This window comes from Kitasatospora papulosa, from assembly GCF_000717245.1.
Taxonomy (GTDB): domain Bacteria; phylum Actinomycetota; class Actinomycetes; order Streptomycetales; family Streptomycetaceae; genus Streptomyces; species Streptomyces papulosus.
This window is the reverse complement of record NZ_JNYQ01000002.1, coordinates 1-14,520: the sequence shown is the minus strand read 5'-3', so window position 1 is coordinate 14,520 and position 14,520 is coordinate 1. Positions and strand designations below refer to the sequence as shown.

Genomic DNA, 14,520 nt, shown 5'->3' with positions numbered 1-14,520 from the left:
CGCAGTAGCGTTCCCGTATGAGACTCGGAGTCCTCGACGTGGGGTCGAACACGGTGCATCTGCTGGTGGTCGACGCGCATCCCGGTGCCCGCCCGCAGCCCGCGCACTCGCACAAGGCGGAATTGCGGCTCGCCGAACTCCTCGACCCGGAGGGGTCGATCGGTCCCGAGGGCGTGGACCGGCTCGTCGCCACGGTCGGTGACGCGCTCCAGGCGGCCGAGGACAAGGGCTGCGAGGACGTGCTGGCGTTCGCCACCTCCGCCGTCCGCGACGCGGGCAACGCGGACGAGGTGCTGGCGCGGGTGCGGGACGAGACCGGAGTCGCCCTCGCCGTCCTCAGCGGCGAGGAGGAGGCGCGGCTGACCTTCCTGGCCGCCCGCCGCTGGTTCGGCTGGTCCGCGGGCAAGCTGCTGGTCCTGGACATCGGCGGCGGTTCGCTGGAGGTCGGCTACGGCATGGACGAGGAGCCCGACGCCGCCGTGTCGCTGCCCTTCGGCGCGGGCCGCCTCACCGCCGCCTGGCTCCCGGGCGATCCGCCGGACCCGACGGACGTGCGCGCGCTGCGCCGCCACGTCCGCGCGGGCATCGCCCGCACGGTCGGCGAGTTCACCAGGCTCGGGCCGCCCGACCACGTCGTCGGGACCTCCAAGACGTTCCGGCAGCTCGCCAGGATCACGGGGGCCGCCCGCTCCGCCGAGGGGCTCTACGTGCAGCGCGTCCTCAGCCGCAAGGCCCTGGAGGAGTGGGTCCCGAAGCTGTCGGCGATGACCGTGGAGCGGCGGGGGAGTCTGCCCGGGGTCACCGAGGGGCGCGCCGGCCAGCTGCTGGCGGGGGCGCTCGTGGCCGAGGGGGCGATGGACCTGTTCGGAGTCGAGGAGCTGGAGATCTGTCCCTGGGCGCTGCGGGAGGGAGTCATCCTGCGCCGTCTCGACCACCTGCCGGCGCAGCGGGCGGTCGCCCTGGCCTGACCTCACGGCCCGTCATGGTCCTTCTCACTTTCAGCCGGGCTCCCTCGGCCTCGCACACCGCTGCCCGTACCCTGTCAACGTGGCAGAACCAGTGGTGCGCATCCCGGATGCGAAGGTCGCCCTGTCTACGGCCTCCGTCTATCCGGAGTCGACGGCGACGGCCTTCGAGATCGCTGCGCGCCTGGGCTACGACGGTGTCGAGGTCATGGTCTGGACCGACCCCGTCAGCCAGGACGTCGAGGCGCTGAAACGCCTCTCCGACTACCACCAGGTGCCGATCCTGGCCGTGCACGCGCCCTGTCTGCTGATCACGCAGCGGGTCTGGTCCACGGACCCGTGGGTCAAGCTCCAGCGGGCCAGGGCCGCGGCGGAGACGCTCGGTGCCTCGACGGTGGTCGTTCATCCGCCCTTCCGGTGGCAGCGCACCTACGCCCGTGACTTCGTGAACGGAATCTGGCGCATGGCGGACGAGACCGATGTGCGTTTCGCGGTGGAGAACATGTACCCGTGGCGCTACCGCGACCGCGAGATGCTCGCGTACGCCCCCGCCTGGGACGTCAGCAACGACGACTACCGGCACTTCACCGTGGACCTCTCGCACACGGCGACCGCGCGCACCGACGGCATGGCCATGGTGGACCGGATGGCTGACCGGCTCGCCCATGTGCACCTCGCCGACGGCAAGGGATCCGGCAAGGACGAGCACCTGGTGCCCGGCCGGGGGGACCAGCCGTGCGCGGAACTCCTGGAGCGGCTGGCCCGCACGGGCTTCGACGGCCATGTGGTCATCGAGGTCAACACCCGCCGCGCCATGTCGTCGGCCGAGCGCGAGGCCGATCTCGCGGAGGCGCTCGCCTTCACCCGGCTGCACCTGGCGTCGTCGGCCCAGGCACCCCGGCCGTGACCCCGGGCGCCGACGGCCCGGCCCCACGGCGCAGGGGCCGCCCCTCCCGCGCCGCCCACGCCGAGGGCCCCGACGCCCGGACCCGGATCCTGGAGGCGGCCCGCGCGGAGTTCGCCGTGCGCGGCTACGACAAGACGTCGATGCGCGGCATCGCGAAGGCGGCGGGTGTGGACGCGGCCCTGGTCCACCACTACTTCGGTACGAAGGACGAGGTCTTCGCGGCGGCCGTCGAGGTCTCCTTCGAGCCCGCGCTGGTCATCCCCTCGATCCTGGGCGGGCCCTCCGCGGACGTCGGTGAGCGGCTGGCCCGGTTCTTCATCGGCGTCTGGGAGAACCCGGCGTCACGGGCACCGCTGCTGGCCATGCTCCGTTCCGCGCTCACGCACGAGGCGGCCGCCAAGGTGTTGCGCGAGTTCGTGCTGCGGCGGCTGCTGGAGCGGATCGCGGCGGACCTCGACGTGCCGGAGCCGGCCTTCCGCGCGGAACTCGCCGCCTCCCACATGATCGGCATCGCGATCCTGCGCTACGTCATCCAGGCGGAGCCGCTGGCGTCGGCCGACCCGGAGCGGATCATCGCGATGGTGGCTCCCACGCTCCAGCGGTACCTCGCCGACGGGTGACCGGGGCGTCCTGCCTGTGTGACCGCTGTGCCGATGACTGCACAACGGTGTCCCGAATCGGTATCAGCCGACGGCATGGCCGAATTCCGATGGTTGGCTGTCCGTGATCACGTGCCGGACGTACGTGGCGGACGACAGATGGGGGAGACGGACCGTGGCGACTCGGAATGTGCGCGTACCGGACGCGAGCGCGGCGGACGGAGTCCTGTCCCGCCGCCGGCTGCTGCGGATGGCCGGCGTGGGGCTGGGCCTCGTCGTCGCCGGTGCGGTGACGACGGCGTGCGGCCCCGAGGAGGACGGCGCCTCCGGCGGTACCGGCGAGCCGAAGCCCGGCGGCGGGACGGCCGGCGGGGACGCGTTCACGACCCCGCCGGCCGGCAGCGCCCCGCGCGCCCTGTGGCAGGAGCCGACCGGGGTGGGCTCCCTCGGCAGCGACGAGGTGCTCGGCGTCGTGGGGAACGTGGTCCTCATCGCCGACGACCCCCTGACGGCACGGGACCTCGCCACCGGCAAGAAGCTGTGGTCCCTGCCGGGCGCCGCCCAGCCGGGCGCACGGCTGATCATGGGCGGCGACACGCTCTACCTGGCCAGCGGCGAGTACGACGGCGATCTCGTGGGGCTCGACCCGGCCACCGGCAAGGAGACCTGGCGCAGCCGCCTGGGCGGGGGCTACGCCCAGCCCCGGCCCATCGGCGCCGACGCCGAACGCGTGTACGTGATCGCGGGCATCCTGGAGAAGGACCTCAGCTCCCGGACCAATGTGATCGCCGCCGTCGACATCCGTACCGGCAAGGCCGTCTGGAACGAGAAGCGGGACACCGGGACCGAGGAGTCCGGCCTGACCTCCGCGGTGTCCGGCGAGCGCCTCGTCTACACCGACCACCGCGAGAACCTGACCGTCCGTGACACCACGACCGGACGGCAGCTGTGGTCGAAGAAGATCAGCCGGTCCAACTTCGAGAGGATCGCGGTCCACGACGGGGCGGTCTTCGTCGCCGACGGCCGGCACCTGCGCGCGTTCGCCCTGGACGACGGTGCCGAGCGCTGGGCGCTGGAGACCGAGGAGTTCGACACCTTCAACGGGCCGGCCGTCCTCGAAGGGGTGCTCTACGCCTCGGACAGCGCCCACGCGCTGTGGGCCGTCGATCCGGCCACCGGCAAGCGGCGCTGGCACAACCCCGAGCTCCGTGACGTCTCGGTCCCGCGGCAGTTCACCAAGGTGGGGGACACCCTCTACGGGGCGACGGAGTTCGACGAGAACGGCGGCGTCCAGGCGTACGACGCCCGGGACGGGAAGCTGCGCTGGACCTACAACGACGGCACGGGGGCGATCGACCCGTGGTACGTCGTCTCCGGTGGCAAGCGGCTGGTCGCACTCCACGGCCGCCGTCTGATGGCGCTCCCGGCCGTGTGACCGGCCCGCGGGGAGGGGGAGGGGCCTCCCTCCCTGCCCGCCCAGTGAGCACGGCATCCCGCATTCCGGACAGGATGTCCAGATCTTGGCACAGGAGGCGTACGCTCAAAGGCAGTCTTTTCTGTCGAAGGAGCGAGAGACGATGCCCCAGCTGAGGTCCCGCACTGTCACACACGGCCGCAACATGGCGGGCGCGCGCGCCCTTATGCGTGCGTCCGGGGTAGCGAGCGAGGACATCGGCAAGCCGATCATCGCGGTGGCCAACTCCTTCACCGAGTTCGTGCCGGGCCACACCCACCTCGCCCCCGTCGGCCGGATCGTCTCCGAGGCGATCAAGGCGGCGGGCGCGGTGCCCCGCGAGTTCAACACGATCGCGGTGGACGACGGCATCGCCATGGGCCACGGCGGCATGCTCTACAGCCTGCCCTCCCGCGACCTCATCGCGGACAGCGTCGAGTACATGGTCGAGGCGCACTGCGCCGACGCCCTGATCTGCATCTCCAACTGCGACAAGATCACCCCCGGCATGCTGATGGCCGCGATGCGCCTCAACATCCCCACGGTGTTCGTCTCCGGCGGTCCGATGGAGGCCGGCAAGGCCACCCTCGTCGACGGCACGGTCCGCAAGCTCGACCTGGTCAACGCGATCAGCGACGCGGTCGACGAGAGCATCTCCGACGAGGACATCCTCCGCATCGAGGAGAACGCCTGTCCCACGTGCGGCAGCTGTTCCGGCATGTTCACCGCCAACTCGATGAACTGCCTGACCGAGGTCCTCGGCCTCTCCCTCCCGGGCAACGGCTCCGTCCTCGCCACGCACACCGCCCGCAAGGCGCTGTACGAGAACGCGGGCCGGACGGTCGTCGAGATCACCAAGCGCTACTACGAGCAGGACGACGAGACCGTCCTGCCGCGCTCCATCGGCACCCGCGCCGCGTTCGACAACGCCATGGCGCTCGACATCGCCATGGGCGGCTCGACCAACACGATCCTGCACCTGCTGGCGGCGGCCGAGGAGGCCGAGCTCGCCTACGACCTCGACGACATCAACGAGGTCTCGCGCCGCGTGCCGTGCCTGTCGAAGGTCGCCCCCAACGTGGCACCCGGGGGCACGTACTACATGGAGGACGTCCACCGGGCGGGCGGCATCCCCGCCCTCCTGGGGGAGCTGCACCGCGGCGGGCTGCTCAACGAGGACGTGCACTCGGTCCACTCCGACACCCTCGCCGAGTGGCTCAAGGCCTGGGACGTCCGCGGTGGCACCGCGTCCCCCGAGGCCGTCGAGCTCTGGCACGCGGCCCCCGGCTGCGTCCGCAGCGCGACCGCCTTCTCGCAGTCCGAGCGCTGGGACACCCTCGACCTGGACGCGGCCGGCGGCTGCATCCGCGACGTGGCGCACGCGTACTCCAAGGACGGCGGTCTGGCGGTCCTCAAGGGGAACCTCGCCGTGGACGGCTGCGTCGTGAAGACGGCGGGCGTCGACGAGTCGATCTGGACCTTCGAGGGACCGGCCGTCGTCTGCGAGTCGCAGGAGGACGCCGTCGACAAGATCCTCCGCAAGGAGATCGAGCACGGCGACGTCGTCGTCATCCGCTACGAGGGCCCGCGCGGCGGCCCCGGCATGCAGGAGATGCTCTACCCGACGTCCTTCCTGAAGGGCCGCGGTCTCGGCAAGACCTGCGCGCTCGTCACGGACGGCCGGTTCTCCGGCGGCACCTCCGGCCTCTCCATCGGGCACGCCTCGCCCGAGGCGGCGTCCGGCGGCACGATCGCGCTGGTCGAGGACGGCGACCGGATCCGGATCGACATCCCGAACCGTTCGATCGAGTTGCTCGTCTCCGACGAGGAGCTCGCCGCCCGACGCGAGGCGCTGAACGGCGTGTACGCGCCGAAGAACCGTGACCGCAAGGTCTCCGCGGCCCTGCGCGCCTACGCCGCGATGGCCACGAGCGCCGACCGCGGCGCCGTCCGCGACATCTCCAAGCTGGGCTGACCGCCCTCCGTCCCGTCCGGCCCCGCCCCTGGTCTCACCAGGCGGCGGGGTCGTCCGCGTCCACGGCGAAGACGGTCCCGTCCGGGGCGGTGCCGACGACGCCGCGGCCCAGGACGACGGGGGCCGGCAGGGAGGAGGCATGGCTGAGCCTGCCCTCCCTCAGCCGTGGGCGCGTCTGGCCCAGCAGCTTCCCGCGCTCGGTGTCGACGGCGAGCAGCCGCCCGTCGGCAGCCGAGAAGTACAGCCGGCCGCCCGTTCCGAGGACCGGTGCCGAGGTCGTCCCGACGGCCGTCTCCAGCCGCCAGCGCTCCACCCGTGCGGCGCCCGGCCGGATGTCGAGGGCCAGCAGCGTCCCGCCACGCTCCAGCAGCAGCGCGATGTCCCCGTCCACCACGGTCTCCGGTCCGTTCATCCGGAAGGGCAGCGCGATGCGGCTCGTGGCATGTGCGGCGGGGTCGTGGCGGACGAGTCCGGTGGTCTGGGCCTTCTCGTTCATCGAGGTCAGCAGGAGCGTGCCGTCGGACGCCCCCGCCGGGGTGAGCAGCCCGTCCAGCCTGCGCTGCCAGGCCGTGTCGCCGGTCCTCGCCTCGACGGCCGTGACCAGGGTGGAGGTCCCCCGGGCCGAGCTCTCGTAGGCGTACGCCAGACCGGTCCCGGCCTCGTACAGCGCGAAGCCCGGCTGTGCGTGGCCCGGGACGGTGTGCCGCCACAGGGATCTGCCGGTCCGCGCGTCGAGCGCCTGGAGCGAACCGTCCTGGCGGACCGTCAGCAGGAGGTCGCCGGCCGGGACGGGGGTGTCGAGGTACGCGGAGAGGTCCGTGTGCCAGAGCTCCGCCCCTCCGTCGGGGGAGTACGCCCTGAGTTCCCCGCCCTCGCCGACGGTGTGGGGCACGCTCCCGGACACCGCTCCCCCGGAGGCCCCCGGCGACGCGCTCCGGTGCGACCAGAGCACCGTGCCGTCGGACGGGTCCAGCCGGGACGTGCCGAGACCGGGGGTGACGCAGTACAGCGCGGCGCCGGTGCCGTCCGTGCCCGCCGCACACGAGGGGGCGGCCCCGTCCGGGGAGCGCAGCGGTGTCCGCCACGGTGTGAAGGCGGCCGTGGGTGCCGCCTCCGTGCCGGGCTCCGGCCGTGGCGCCCCGGAGCCGTCCCGGCCGGCGGCCGCCCAGAGCCCTCCTGCCACCAGCAGCACCGCCGTGGTGACGACGACCGCGAGCCGGCGCCGGGTGCGGCGGCCCTTCACCGCCCCCGACGGCAGCCCGTCGGGGGCCCGGACGTGCGTCGTCCCCTCGGACGCCTCACCCGTCTCGGCGGCGAGCGGCCTGCGCTGGACGGGTATGAAGGCGGCGGCCTCGTACGACGGCGGGTGCAGCGCGGTCATGATCTCGTCCGGGGTGGGACGCTCCGCGGGGTCCTTGGCCAGGCAGCGCCCGATCAGGGGCGCGAGATCCGTGGGCACTCCGGTCAGATCGGCCTCGTCGTGCACCACCTGGTAGGCCACCAGGTAGGGGCTGTCGGAGTCGAACGGGCCCCGGCCCGTCGCCGCGTGGACCAGCACCGCCCCGAGCGCGAACACGTCGGCGGCCGGACCCACCTCGCGGGGCCGCTGGAACTGCTCGGGCGCCATGTACGGCGGCGAGCCGATCAGCTTGCCCGTCTCCGTGCGGACATCGCTGTCGTACGGCCGGGAGATCCCGAAGTCGATGACCTTGGGCCCGGAGTCGGGGAGCAGCACGTTGCTCGGCTTGAGATCGCGGTGGATGACACCGGCCCGGTGGATGTCGCGCAGCGCCTCGGCCAGTCCCGCCGTGAGTCTGCGCAGCTCGGCGGGGCTCATCGGCCCGTTCCGCTTCACCTGCGCGGAGAGCGTCGGGCCGGGGACGTACAGGGTGGCCATCCAGGGCAGTTCCGCCGCCGGATCGGCATCCACGACGGGCGCGGTGAACGCCCCGCTGACCCGTCGGGCGGCAGCCACCTCCTGCCGGAAACGTGCCCTGAACTCGGGGTCCGCCGCGTGCTGGCGGTGCACCACCTTCACCGCGAGCTGCAGCCCGGAGGGGGAGCGTGCGAGGTGTACGACACCCATGCCGCCCGCTCCGAGGCATGCCTCCAGCCGGTACTTCCCCGCGTACTCAGGATGCTCCGCTTCCGGATGTGATCCGGTCCCCTGCAGCGGCGGCATCGCCCACCCCCGTGTGTCCGTGCGCAAGCGCGACGCACGGAGCCTAGTCGATGGTGCGTGCGAGGACCGGGGGGCTTGTTAGCCTGCGCGTCACACGCGTCACTTTCAACGGGGGAGGCCCTCATGGGCGTTGAGGAGAACACCGTCGGCCCGGCCGGCACGGACACCGCGGAGGCCACGGCCGAGGGGGTGGCGACGCTCGCCGCGGACACGGTCGTCTACCCGATCGCGCCCGGCTACCGCGTCAACGTCCGCAGAGGTCCCGGCACCCAGTACGGGATCGTCCGGACGCTGCCGTACGGGATGAGCGTCCCCGTGTACTGCCAGAAGCCGGGGGAGCGGGTGACCGGCCCGTACGGCACGTCGAACCTGTGGGACAACATCGCCAACGGGCAGTTCGTGTCGGACGCCTACGTCAAGACGGGCAGTGACGGCTACATCGCCACGCGCTGCGACTGACCGGACCGTCGCGCGTCCGGGGATAATCGATTCCGTGAGCGAGAACAGCGAAGCCCCCGGAACGCCCTCGGACCTGCCTGCGGGCGGCACCACGCCGGGGCCGCGGCCCGAACCCCTCCGTTTCTTCGGTACGACCTGGGTCGACCACGACGGGGGGTACGGGCTGCGGCGCGTGGGGGTCACCGTCGGCTCGCTCGTCGCGGCCGTCGCCGCCTGCTTCGTCCTGCGCTTCGCCTATCAGGGACTGGAGATCGCCGAGGTCGGCGGCCTGGTCGGCATGCTCGTCGTGCTGATGTTCGCGGTGTGCAGCGCCATCGCCTTCCGCAAGACCTGGGAGGGCTTCACCCGCCGTCCCGCCGACCCGTCCCAGGAGGACAGGCTGCGCGGTCTCAAGTCGATCGGCTTCATCGGCTCGCTCCTCGCCTACTTCGTCCGCTCCTTCCGCGAGGCACCCGGCGAGACACTGCGGCGCACGGAGTACGAGACGGCGCTGGCCCGCTACCAGAAGCGCCGCTCGTCCCGGACCGGCAACCCGGCGGCCCGCAAGGGCACCAAGGGGAAGCGCCCGGGCCGGAGGTAGAACGGGCGCAAGCGCGGCTCGCGGACCTCGGGCCGAGGGCACGATGACCCCATGTCCGCATCCACGCCCCGCGCCCTCTCCTTCGACGACTCCGCCGCCCTGTACGCGGCGGCCCGTCCCGGATACCCGCCCGTACTCCTCGACACCGTCGAGGAACTGGCCGCCCGCCCCCTCGACGGTGCCCGTGCCGTCGACGTCGGAGCCGGCACCGGCATCGCCACCCGGCTGCTGCACCGACGCGGCTGTCGTGTCACCGCCGTGGAACCCGGACCCGGCATGGCGGCCGAGCTGCACCGGACGCTGCCGTCCGTGCCGGTCGTCCGGGGTGACGGCAACCGCCTCCCCCTGGCCGACGGCTCCGCCGACCTGATCACCTACGCCCAGTCCTGGCACTGGACCGACCCCGCGCTTGCGCTCCCCGAGGCGCTCCGTGTGCTGCGTCCGGGCGGTGCCCTGGCGCTCTGGTGGAACGTCGCCGACCACTCCGTGCCGTGGATCGCCGACCAGGACGCCCGGCTGCGACGCCACTTCGGCGCGGAGGAGAGCGCGCACGGCACCCCGGGCGCCACGGGCTCGCGCAACCTTCGGCAGCTGTCCGGCGGCGCGTTCGCGCAGCGGCTGCTGCCCTGGTCCCGGACCGTGCCGGTCGCCACCCACCTCGCCAACCTCTCCAGCCACTCCGCCTTCCTGGTGCGCGGCGGGCCGGACGCGGAACCCACCCGCCGGTTCCTGGACGAGGAGCGAGGACATCTGGCCGCCGTGTTCCCCGACGACATGGTCGAGGAGCGTTACGTCGTCGAACTCGCCCTGCTGACGAGCTGACCGCCCGCGCCGGGCACACCGCATCCCTTGACGCGGTCCTCCGGCGCGCTCATATTCATCACATGATGAATTCTCTGCGTGCTGCGAACGCGGGGGCCGTCGAAGCGCGCGCCCTCACCGTCGTACGAGGAGACCGCACCGTCCTGCACGACCTCGGCTTCACCGTCGAGCCGGGCAGGATCACCGGCCTCCTCGGACCGTCCGGCTGCGGGAAGTCCACGCTGATGCGTGCCGTCGTCGGCACCCAGGCCAATGTCTCGGGAACGCTCGACGTCCTCGGACGCCCCGCCGGCCACCCCTCCCTGAGGGCGCGCGTCGGCTACGTCACCCAGGCACCGTCGGTCTACACGGACCTCACCGTGCGGCAGAACCTCGACTACTTCGCGGCGGTCCTCCGGCCGGGGCGCAACCACCGCGCGGCCCGCGAGGAGGCCGTCACCCGGGCCATCGGCGACGTCGACCTGACCCGCCGCGCCGACGCCCTCGCCGGCACTCTCTCCGGAGGACAGCTCAGCCGCGTCTCCCTCGCCGTGGCCCTGCTCGGCACCCCCGAACTCCTGGTACTCGACGAGCCGACCGTCGGCCTCGACCCCGTGCTGCGCCGCGACCTCTGGAACCTCTTCCACTCCCTCGCCGCCGACCGAGGCACCACGATCCTCGTCTCCTCGCACGTCATGGACGAGGCCGAACGCTGCCACCGGCTGCTGCTCATGCGCGAGGGAGAGATCCTCGCCGACGACACGCCCGACGCCCTCCGCACCCGCACCGGCTCCGCCACCGTGGAGGAAGCCTTCCTGCGCCTCGTCGACGAAGCCGCCACGGCCGGGGCGACCGCACCCCGAGCCACCACGGACGAAGCCACCCCCGCCGGCCAGGAGACACCCCGATGAGCACCGACACCCCCGTACTCTCCCCCGCCCGGGCCCTCGCCACCGCCGGACGCGTCCTGCGCCAGCTCCGCCACGACCCCCGCACCGTCGCGCTGCTGCTGATCGTCCCGGTCCTGATGATCACGCTGCTGCGCTACGTCTTCGACTCCGATCCGGCCACCTTCGACGCGATCGGCGCCTCGCTGCTCGGCATCTTCCCGCTGATCACGATGTTCCTGGTGACCTCGATCGCCACGCTCCGCGAGCGCACCTCCGGAACGCTGGAACGCCTCCTCGCCCTGCCCCTCGGCAAGGGAGACCTGATCGCGGGATACGCGCTGGCCTTCGGCGCCGTCGCCGTCGCCCAGTCCCTCCTGGCCACCGCGATGTCCGTCTGGGTCCTCGGGCTCGACGTCGTCGGATCCCCCTGGCTGCTGCTCCTGGTCGCCCTGCTCGACGCACTCCTCGGCACGGCGCTCGGCCTGTTCGTCTCGGCCTTCGCCGCCTCGGAGTTCCAGGCGGTCCAGTTCATGCCGGCCGTGATCTTCCCGCAGCTGCTGCTGTGCGGACTGTTCACACCGCGCGACCGGATGCACCCCGTCCTCGAGACCCTCTCCGACGTCCTGCCGATGTCGTACGCCGTCGACGGGATGAACCAGGTCCTCGCGCACACCGACGTCACCGCCGACTTCCACCGCGACGTCCTGGTCGTCGCGGGCTGCGCGCTGCTCGTCCTCTGCCTGGGCGCCGCCACCCTCCGCCGCCGCACCACCTGACAGCACGGTGCGAGGATGGCGAACCACCGACCGCACCGCCCCCGGAGGATGAACCGCATGACCCAGACCGTCGCAGTCCTCGGTACAGGAAAGATCGGCGAGGCCCTGCTCAGCGGCATGATCAGGGCCGGCTGGCGGGCGGGCGACCTGCTGGTGACCACCCGGCGCCCCGAGCGCGCCGAGAAGCTCCGCACCCGCTACGGCGTCGAGGCCGTCACCAACGCGGAGGCCGCCAAGAGCGCCGACATCCTCATCCTCGCGGTCAAGCCCCAGGACATGGGCAAGCTGCTCGACGAGCTCGCCCCCCACGTCACCACCGACCGCCTCGTCATCAGCGCTGCCGCCGGCATCACCACCGCCTTCATCGAGGACAACCTGACCGCGGGGATCCCGGTCGTGCGCGTCATGCCGAACACCCCCGTCCTGGTGGACGAGGGCATGTCCGTGATCTCTGCGGGCAGCCACGCGACCGCCGAACACCTCGACCACGCCGAGTCGATCTTCGGCGGAGTGGGCAAGACGCTCAGGGTCCCCGAGTCCCAGCAGGACGCGGCCACCGCGCTCTCCGGCTCGGGCCCCGCGTACTTCTACTTCCTCGTCGAGGCGATGACCGACGCCGGCATCCTGCTCGGCCTGCCCCGCGCCCAGGCCCACGAGCTGATCGTCCAGGCCGCGATCGGGGCCGCCGTGATGCTGCGGGACAGCGGCGAACACCCGGTCAAGCTCCGCGAGGCCGTCACCAGCCCCGCCGGCACGACCATCAGCGCCATCCGTGAGCTGGAGAACCACGGGGTGAGGGCCGCCCTCATCGCGGCCCTCGAAGCCGCCCGTGACCGCAGCCGCGAGCTGGCCACCGGCAACGGCTGACCCGCTACTCCGCGGCGGCGACCAGCTCCTCGCTGCGCACGACACGCGCGAACCCACCGCCGTGCAGGGTCACGGCGGTGGCCCGCGACAGCTCCCGCGCGCTCAGCGTCCAGCCCCAGGGGCCGACCGCGTCGAAGGTGTACGTCGCGTCGAGCGCGAAGAACACCTCGTAGCCGAGATTGCCGCCCATGCGGGCCGTCGTCTCCGCGCACATGTTGGTCTGGATCCCCGCCACCACGATCTGCCCCACCCCGGCCGCCCGCAGCCAGGCGTCCAGGTCGGGCGTGCCGTAGAAGGCGGAGTTCACCGACTTCGTCAGGAAGAGCTCCGGCCCCGAACCCTTTCCCCGCCGCTCCTCGACGTACTCCTTGAACGCGTTGCCCGCGTACCCCTCCCGCAGCGGCGAGTCCGGCTTGGGTGAGTCGTGCCGCACGAACACGACGGGCCGGCCGCTCGCCTGCCAGACGTCGATCAGCCGTGCGATGTTCCGGTCCGCCTCCGGATTGTCACGCGGTCCCCAGTACGCCTCCTCCTCGAACCCCTGTTGCACGTCGACGACCACCAGTGCAGCGTTCTCCGCGATTTCCATGGCCCCACCCTCCCCCGGACGCCGGCCCGTCCCCAGAGGCGTGAAAGTCATCGACCGATGTTTTACTGCCACCATGACCGTGCCACCGAAGCCCCGTCCCGGCCGCGTGGCCCTGGTCGCCTTCCCCGGGGTCCGCGCCTTCGACGTCTCCGTCATCACGGAGGTATGGGGAGTGGACCGCACCGACCGGGGCGTACCCGCCTTCGAGCTGCGACGGGTGGCGACCGCCCCGGATCCGGTCCAGCTCCGGGGCGGTCTCTCCCTCACACCCGACCGGACACTCGCCTGGCTCGCCCGTGCGGACCTCGTCGTGGTTCCCGGACTCGACGACCACGAGACGCCCGCGCCCGAGCCGGTGCTCGACGCCCTGCGCCGCGCCCACGACCGGGGCACGCCCCTCGCCGCACTCTGCGGTGGGGCCTTCACCCTGGCCCAGGCCGGACTCCTGGACGGCCGCAGGGCCGTCACCCACTGGAACCTCACGGAGCTGCTCAAGGCGAGGCATCCACGTGTCACCGTGATGCGGGACGCCCTCTTCCTCCACGAGGACAACATCTGGACCTCCGCGGGCACCGCTGCCGGCATCGACCTCTGCCTGCATCTGGTGCGGACGACCCATGGGGCGGAGGCGGCGGCGACGATCGCGCGTTCGATGGTCACGGCCCCGTTCCGCACCGGCACACAGGCCCAGTTCATCGAGCACCCCACACCACGCGCCGACCGCGACGCGGATGCGCTGGCCGAGGCGCGGACTCATGCGCTGACCCGTCTGGCCGAACCCCACACGGTGGCGAGCCTCGCCGCCCTGGCCGGCATGTCCGCCCGCACCTTCGCCCGCCGCTTCCAGGCCACCACCGGTACGACCCCGATGCGCTGGCTGATCACCCAGCGCATCGCCGCAGCCCAGAAGCTGCTGGAGAGGACCGACCTGGCCGTCCCGGAGGTGGCCCGCCGCGCGGGCTTCGGCAGTGAGGTCACGATGCGTCAGCACTTCGCGGCACACCTGTCCACGAGCCCACGCGACTACAGGCTGGCGTTCCACGACAGGGACACGTCGGGCGGGGGTTGACACGCCCGATACGGATCCGTAGTGTGCTCCGAGTTGTCCGACGTGAGCGCCGACCCCGGTCGGTCCCCGGACAGCCATTCCGCAGTAACCACGAAAAACGAACGACATCTGTCGTGCCGTTTCTGTGTGCGCACGTGCGAAATGAGGAATCAGCGTTCGAAGGTGGCCCGATTAGCGTCGGGGCCGGGGATTCCGCTAAAGTCTCACTCGTCGGAACGGCCCAAGGGCCGGGAAGACGAACCCCGCTGACTGGGAATCAGGCCCGAAAGGATCTGATAGAGTCGGACTCGCCGGAAAGGGAAACGCGAAAGCGAAGAACTGGAAAGCGAAACAAGCAGTAACCCGCTTCGACCGGGAATCGGACACGAAAGAGTCTGATAGAGTCGGAAACGCAAGAACGAAGGGAAG

The 14,520-nt window shown here is 72.0% G+C and carries 14 protein-coding genes; 12 read left to right on the top strand and 2 right to left on the bottom strand.

The features are described from left to right. The first annotated feature begins 17 nt into the window (after positions 1–17). The 5 genes from IA22_RS0105575 (at position 18) to ilvD (ending at position 5,899) form a co-directional block, all read left to right on the top strand. Positions 18–968 carry a Ppx/GppA family phosphatase gene (locus IA22_RS0105575; RefSeq protein WP_030122898.1) on the top strand — a complete coding sequence of 317 codons (951 nt, stop codon included), beginning with the start codon at positions 18–20 and terminating at the stop codon, positions 966–968. Between the two features lie 91 nt (positions 969–1,059). Further along, positions 1,060–1,872: a sugar phosphate isomerase/epimerase family protein gene (locus IA22_RS0105570; RefSeq protein WP_030122897.1), complete on the top strand. Its 813-nt coding sequence runs from the start codon at positions 1,060–1,062 to the stop codon at positions 1,870–1,872. Continuing rightward, positions 1,869–2,492, top strand: a complete 624-nt coding sequence (locus tag IA22_RS0105565) for a TetR/AcrR family transcriptional regulator (protein ID WP_030122896.1) — start codon at positions 1,869–1,871, stop codon at positions 2,490–2,492. The genes IA22_RS0105570 and IA22_RS0105565 overlap by 4 nt, the downstream gene beginning before the upstream one ends. A gap of 154 nt (positions 2,493–2,646) precedes the next feature. After that, on the top strand, positions 2,647–3,906 hold the full coding sequence (locus tag IA22_RS0105560; RefSeq protein ID WP_014155564.1) for a PQQ-binding-like beta-propeller repeat protein: 1,260 nt from the start codon (positions 2,647–2,649) through the stop codon (positions 3,904–3,906). A 142-nt stretch (positions 3,907–4,048) separates the two neighbouring features. Next, positions 4,049–5,899, top strand: coding sequence for a dihydroxy-acid dehydratase (gene ilvD, locus IA22_RS0105555; RefSeq protein ID WP_030122895.1), 1,851 nt, complete (start codon positions 4,049–4,051; stop codon positions 5,897–5,899). Positions 5,900–5,933: 34 nt separating this feature from the next. Here the strand turns inward: ilvD and IA22_RS0105550 are convergent, their stop codons facing one another. Next, positions 5,934–8,081, bottom strand: coding sequence for a protein kinase domain-containing protein (locus IA22_RS0105550; RefSeq protein ID WP_030122894.1), 2,148 nt, complete (start codon positions 8,079–8,081; stop codon positions 5,934–5,936). A gap of 123 nt (positions 8,082–8,204) precedes the next feature. On the opposite strand from IA22_RS0105550, the gene IA22_RS0105545 reads away from it, so the two are divergent. The 6 genes from IA22_RS0105545 to proC all read left to right on the top strand — a co-directional run bounded on the left by IA22_RS0105545 (position 8,205) and on the right by proC (position 12,454). Continuing rightward, positions 8,205–8,540 carry an SH3 domain-containing protein gene (locus tag IA22_RS0105545; protein ID WP_014155567.1) on the top strand — a complete coding sequence of 112 codons (336 nt, stop codon included), beginning with the start codon at positions 8,205–8,207 and terminating at the stop codon, positions 8,538–8,540. 34 nt (positions 8,541–8,574) lie between these two features. Beyond that, the gene (locus IA22_RS0105540; RefSeq protein ID WP_030122893.1) at positions 8,575–9,120 is read left to right on the top strand and encodes a hypothetical protein; all 546 of its coding nucleotides are present in this window, start codon (positions 8,575–8,577) and stop codon (positions 9,118–9,120) included. A gap of 51 nt (positions 9,121–9,171) precedes the next feature. Next, a complete protein-coding gene (locus tag IA22_RS0105535; RefSeq protein WP_015577661.1) occupies positions 9,172–9,942 on the top strand; it encodes a class I SAM-dependent methyltransferase in 771 nt (256 codons plus the stop codon). A gap of 62 nt (positions 9,943–10,004) precedes the next feature. Continuing rightward, positions 10,005–10,832, top strand: coding sequence for an ABC transporter ATP-binding protein (locus tag IA22_RS0105530; protein WP_030122892.1), 828 nt, complete (start codon positions 10,005–10,007; stop codon positions 10,830–10,832). Further along, complete coding sequence (locus IA22_RS0105525) at positions 10,829–11,587, top strand: ABC transporter permease (protein ID WP_014155571.1); 759 nt, start codon at positions 10,829–10,831, stop codon at positions 11,585–11,587. Before IA22_RS0105530 ends, IA22_RS0105525 begins: the two co-directional genes overlap by 4 nt. A gap of 57 nt (positions 11,588–11,644) precedes the next feature. Next, positions 11,645–12,454 carry a pyrroline-5-carboxylate reductase gene (gene proC / locus IA22_RS0105520; protein WP_014155572.1) on the top strand — a complete coding sequence of 270 codons (810 nt, stop codon included), beginning with the start codon at positions 11,645–11,647 and terminating at the stop codon, positions 12,452–12,454. 4 nt (positions 12,455–12,458) lie between these two features. Here the strand turns inward: proC and IA22_RS0105515 are convergent, their stop codons facing one another. Next, positions 12,459–13,043, bottom strand: a complete 585-nt coding sequence (locus tag IA22_RS0105515) for a cysteine hydrolase family protein (RefSeq protein WP_030122891.1) — start codon at positions 13,041–13,043, stop codon at positions 12,459–12,461. Between the two features lie 73 nt (positions 13,044–13,116). On the opposite strand from IA22_RS0105515, the gene IA22_RS0105510 reads away from it, so the two are divergent. After that, positions 13,117–14,112, top strand: a complete 996-nt coding sequence (locus IA22_RS0105510; protein ID WP_014155574.1) for a GlxA family transcriptional regulator — start codon at positions 13,117–13,119, stop codon at positions 14,110–14,112. Positions 14,113–14,520 lie beyond the last annotated feature (408 nt).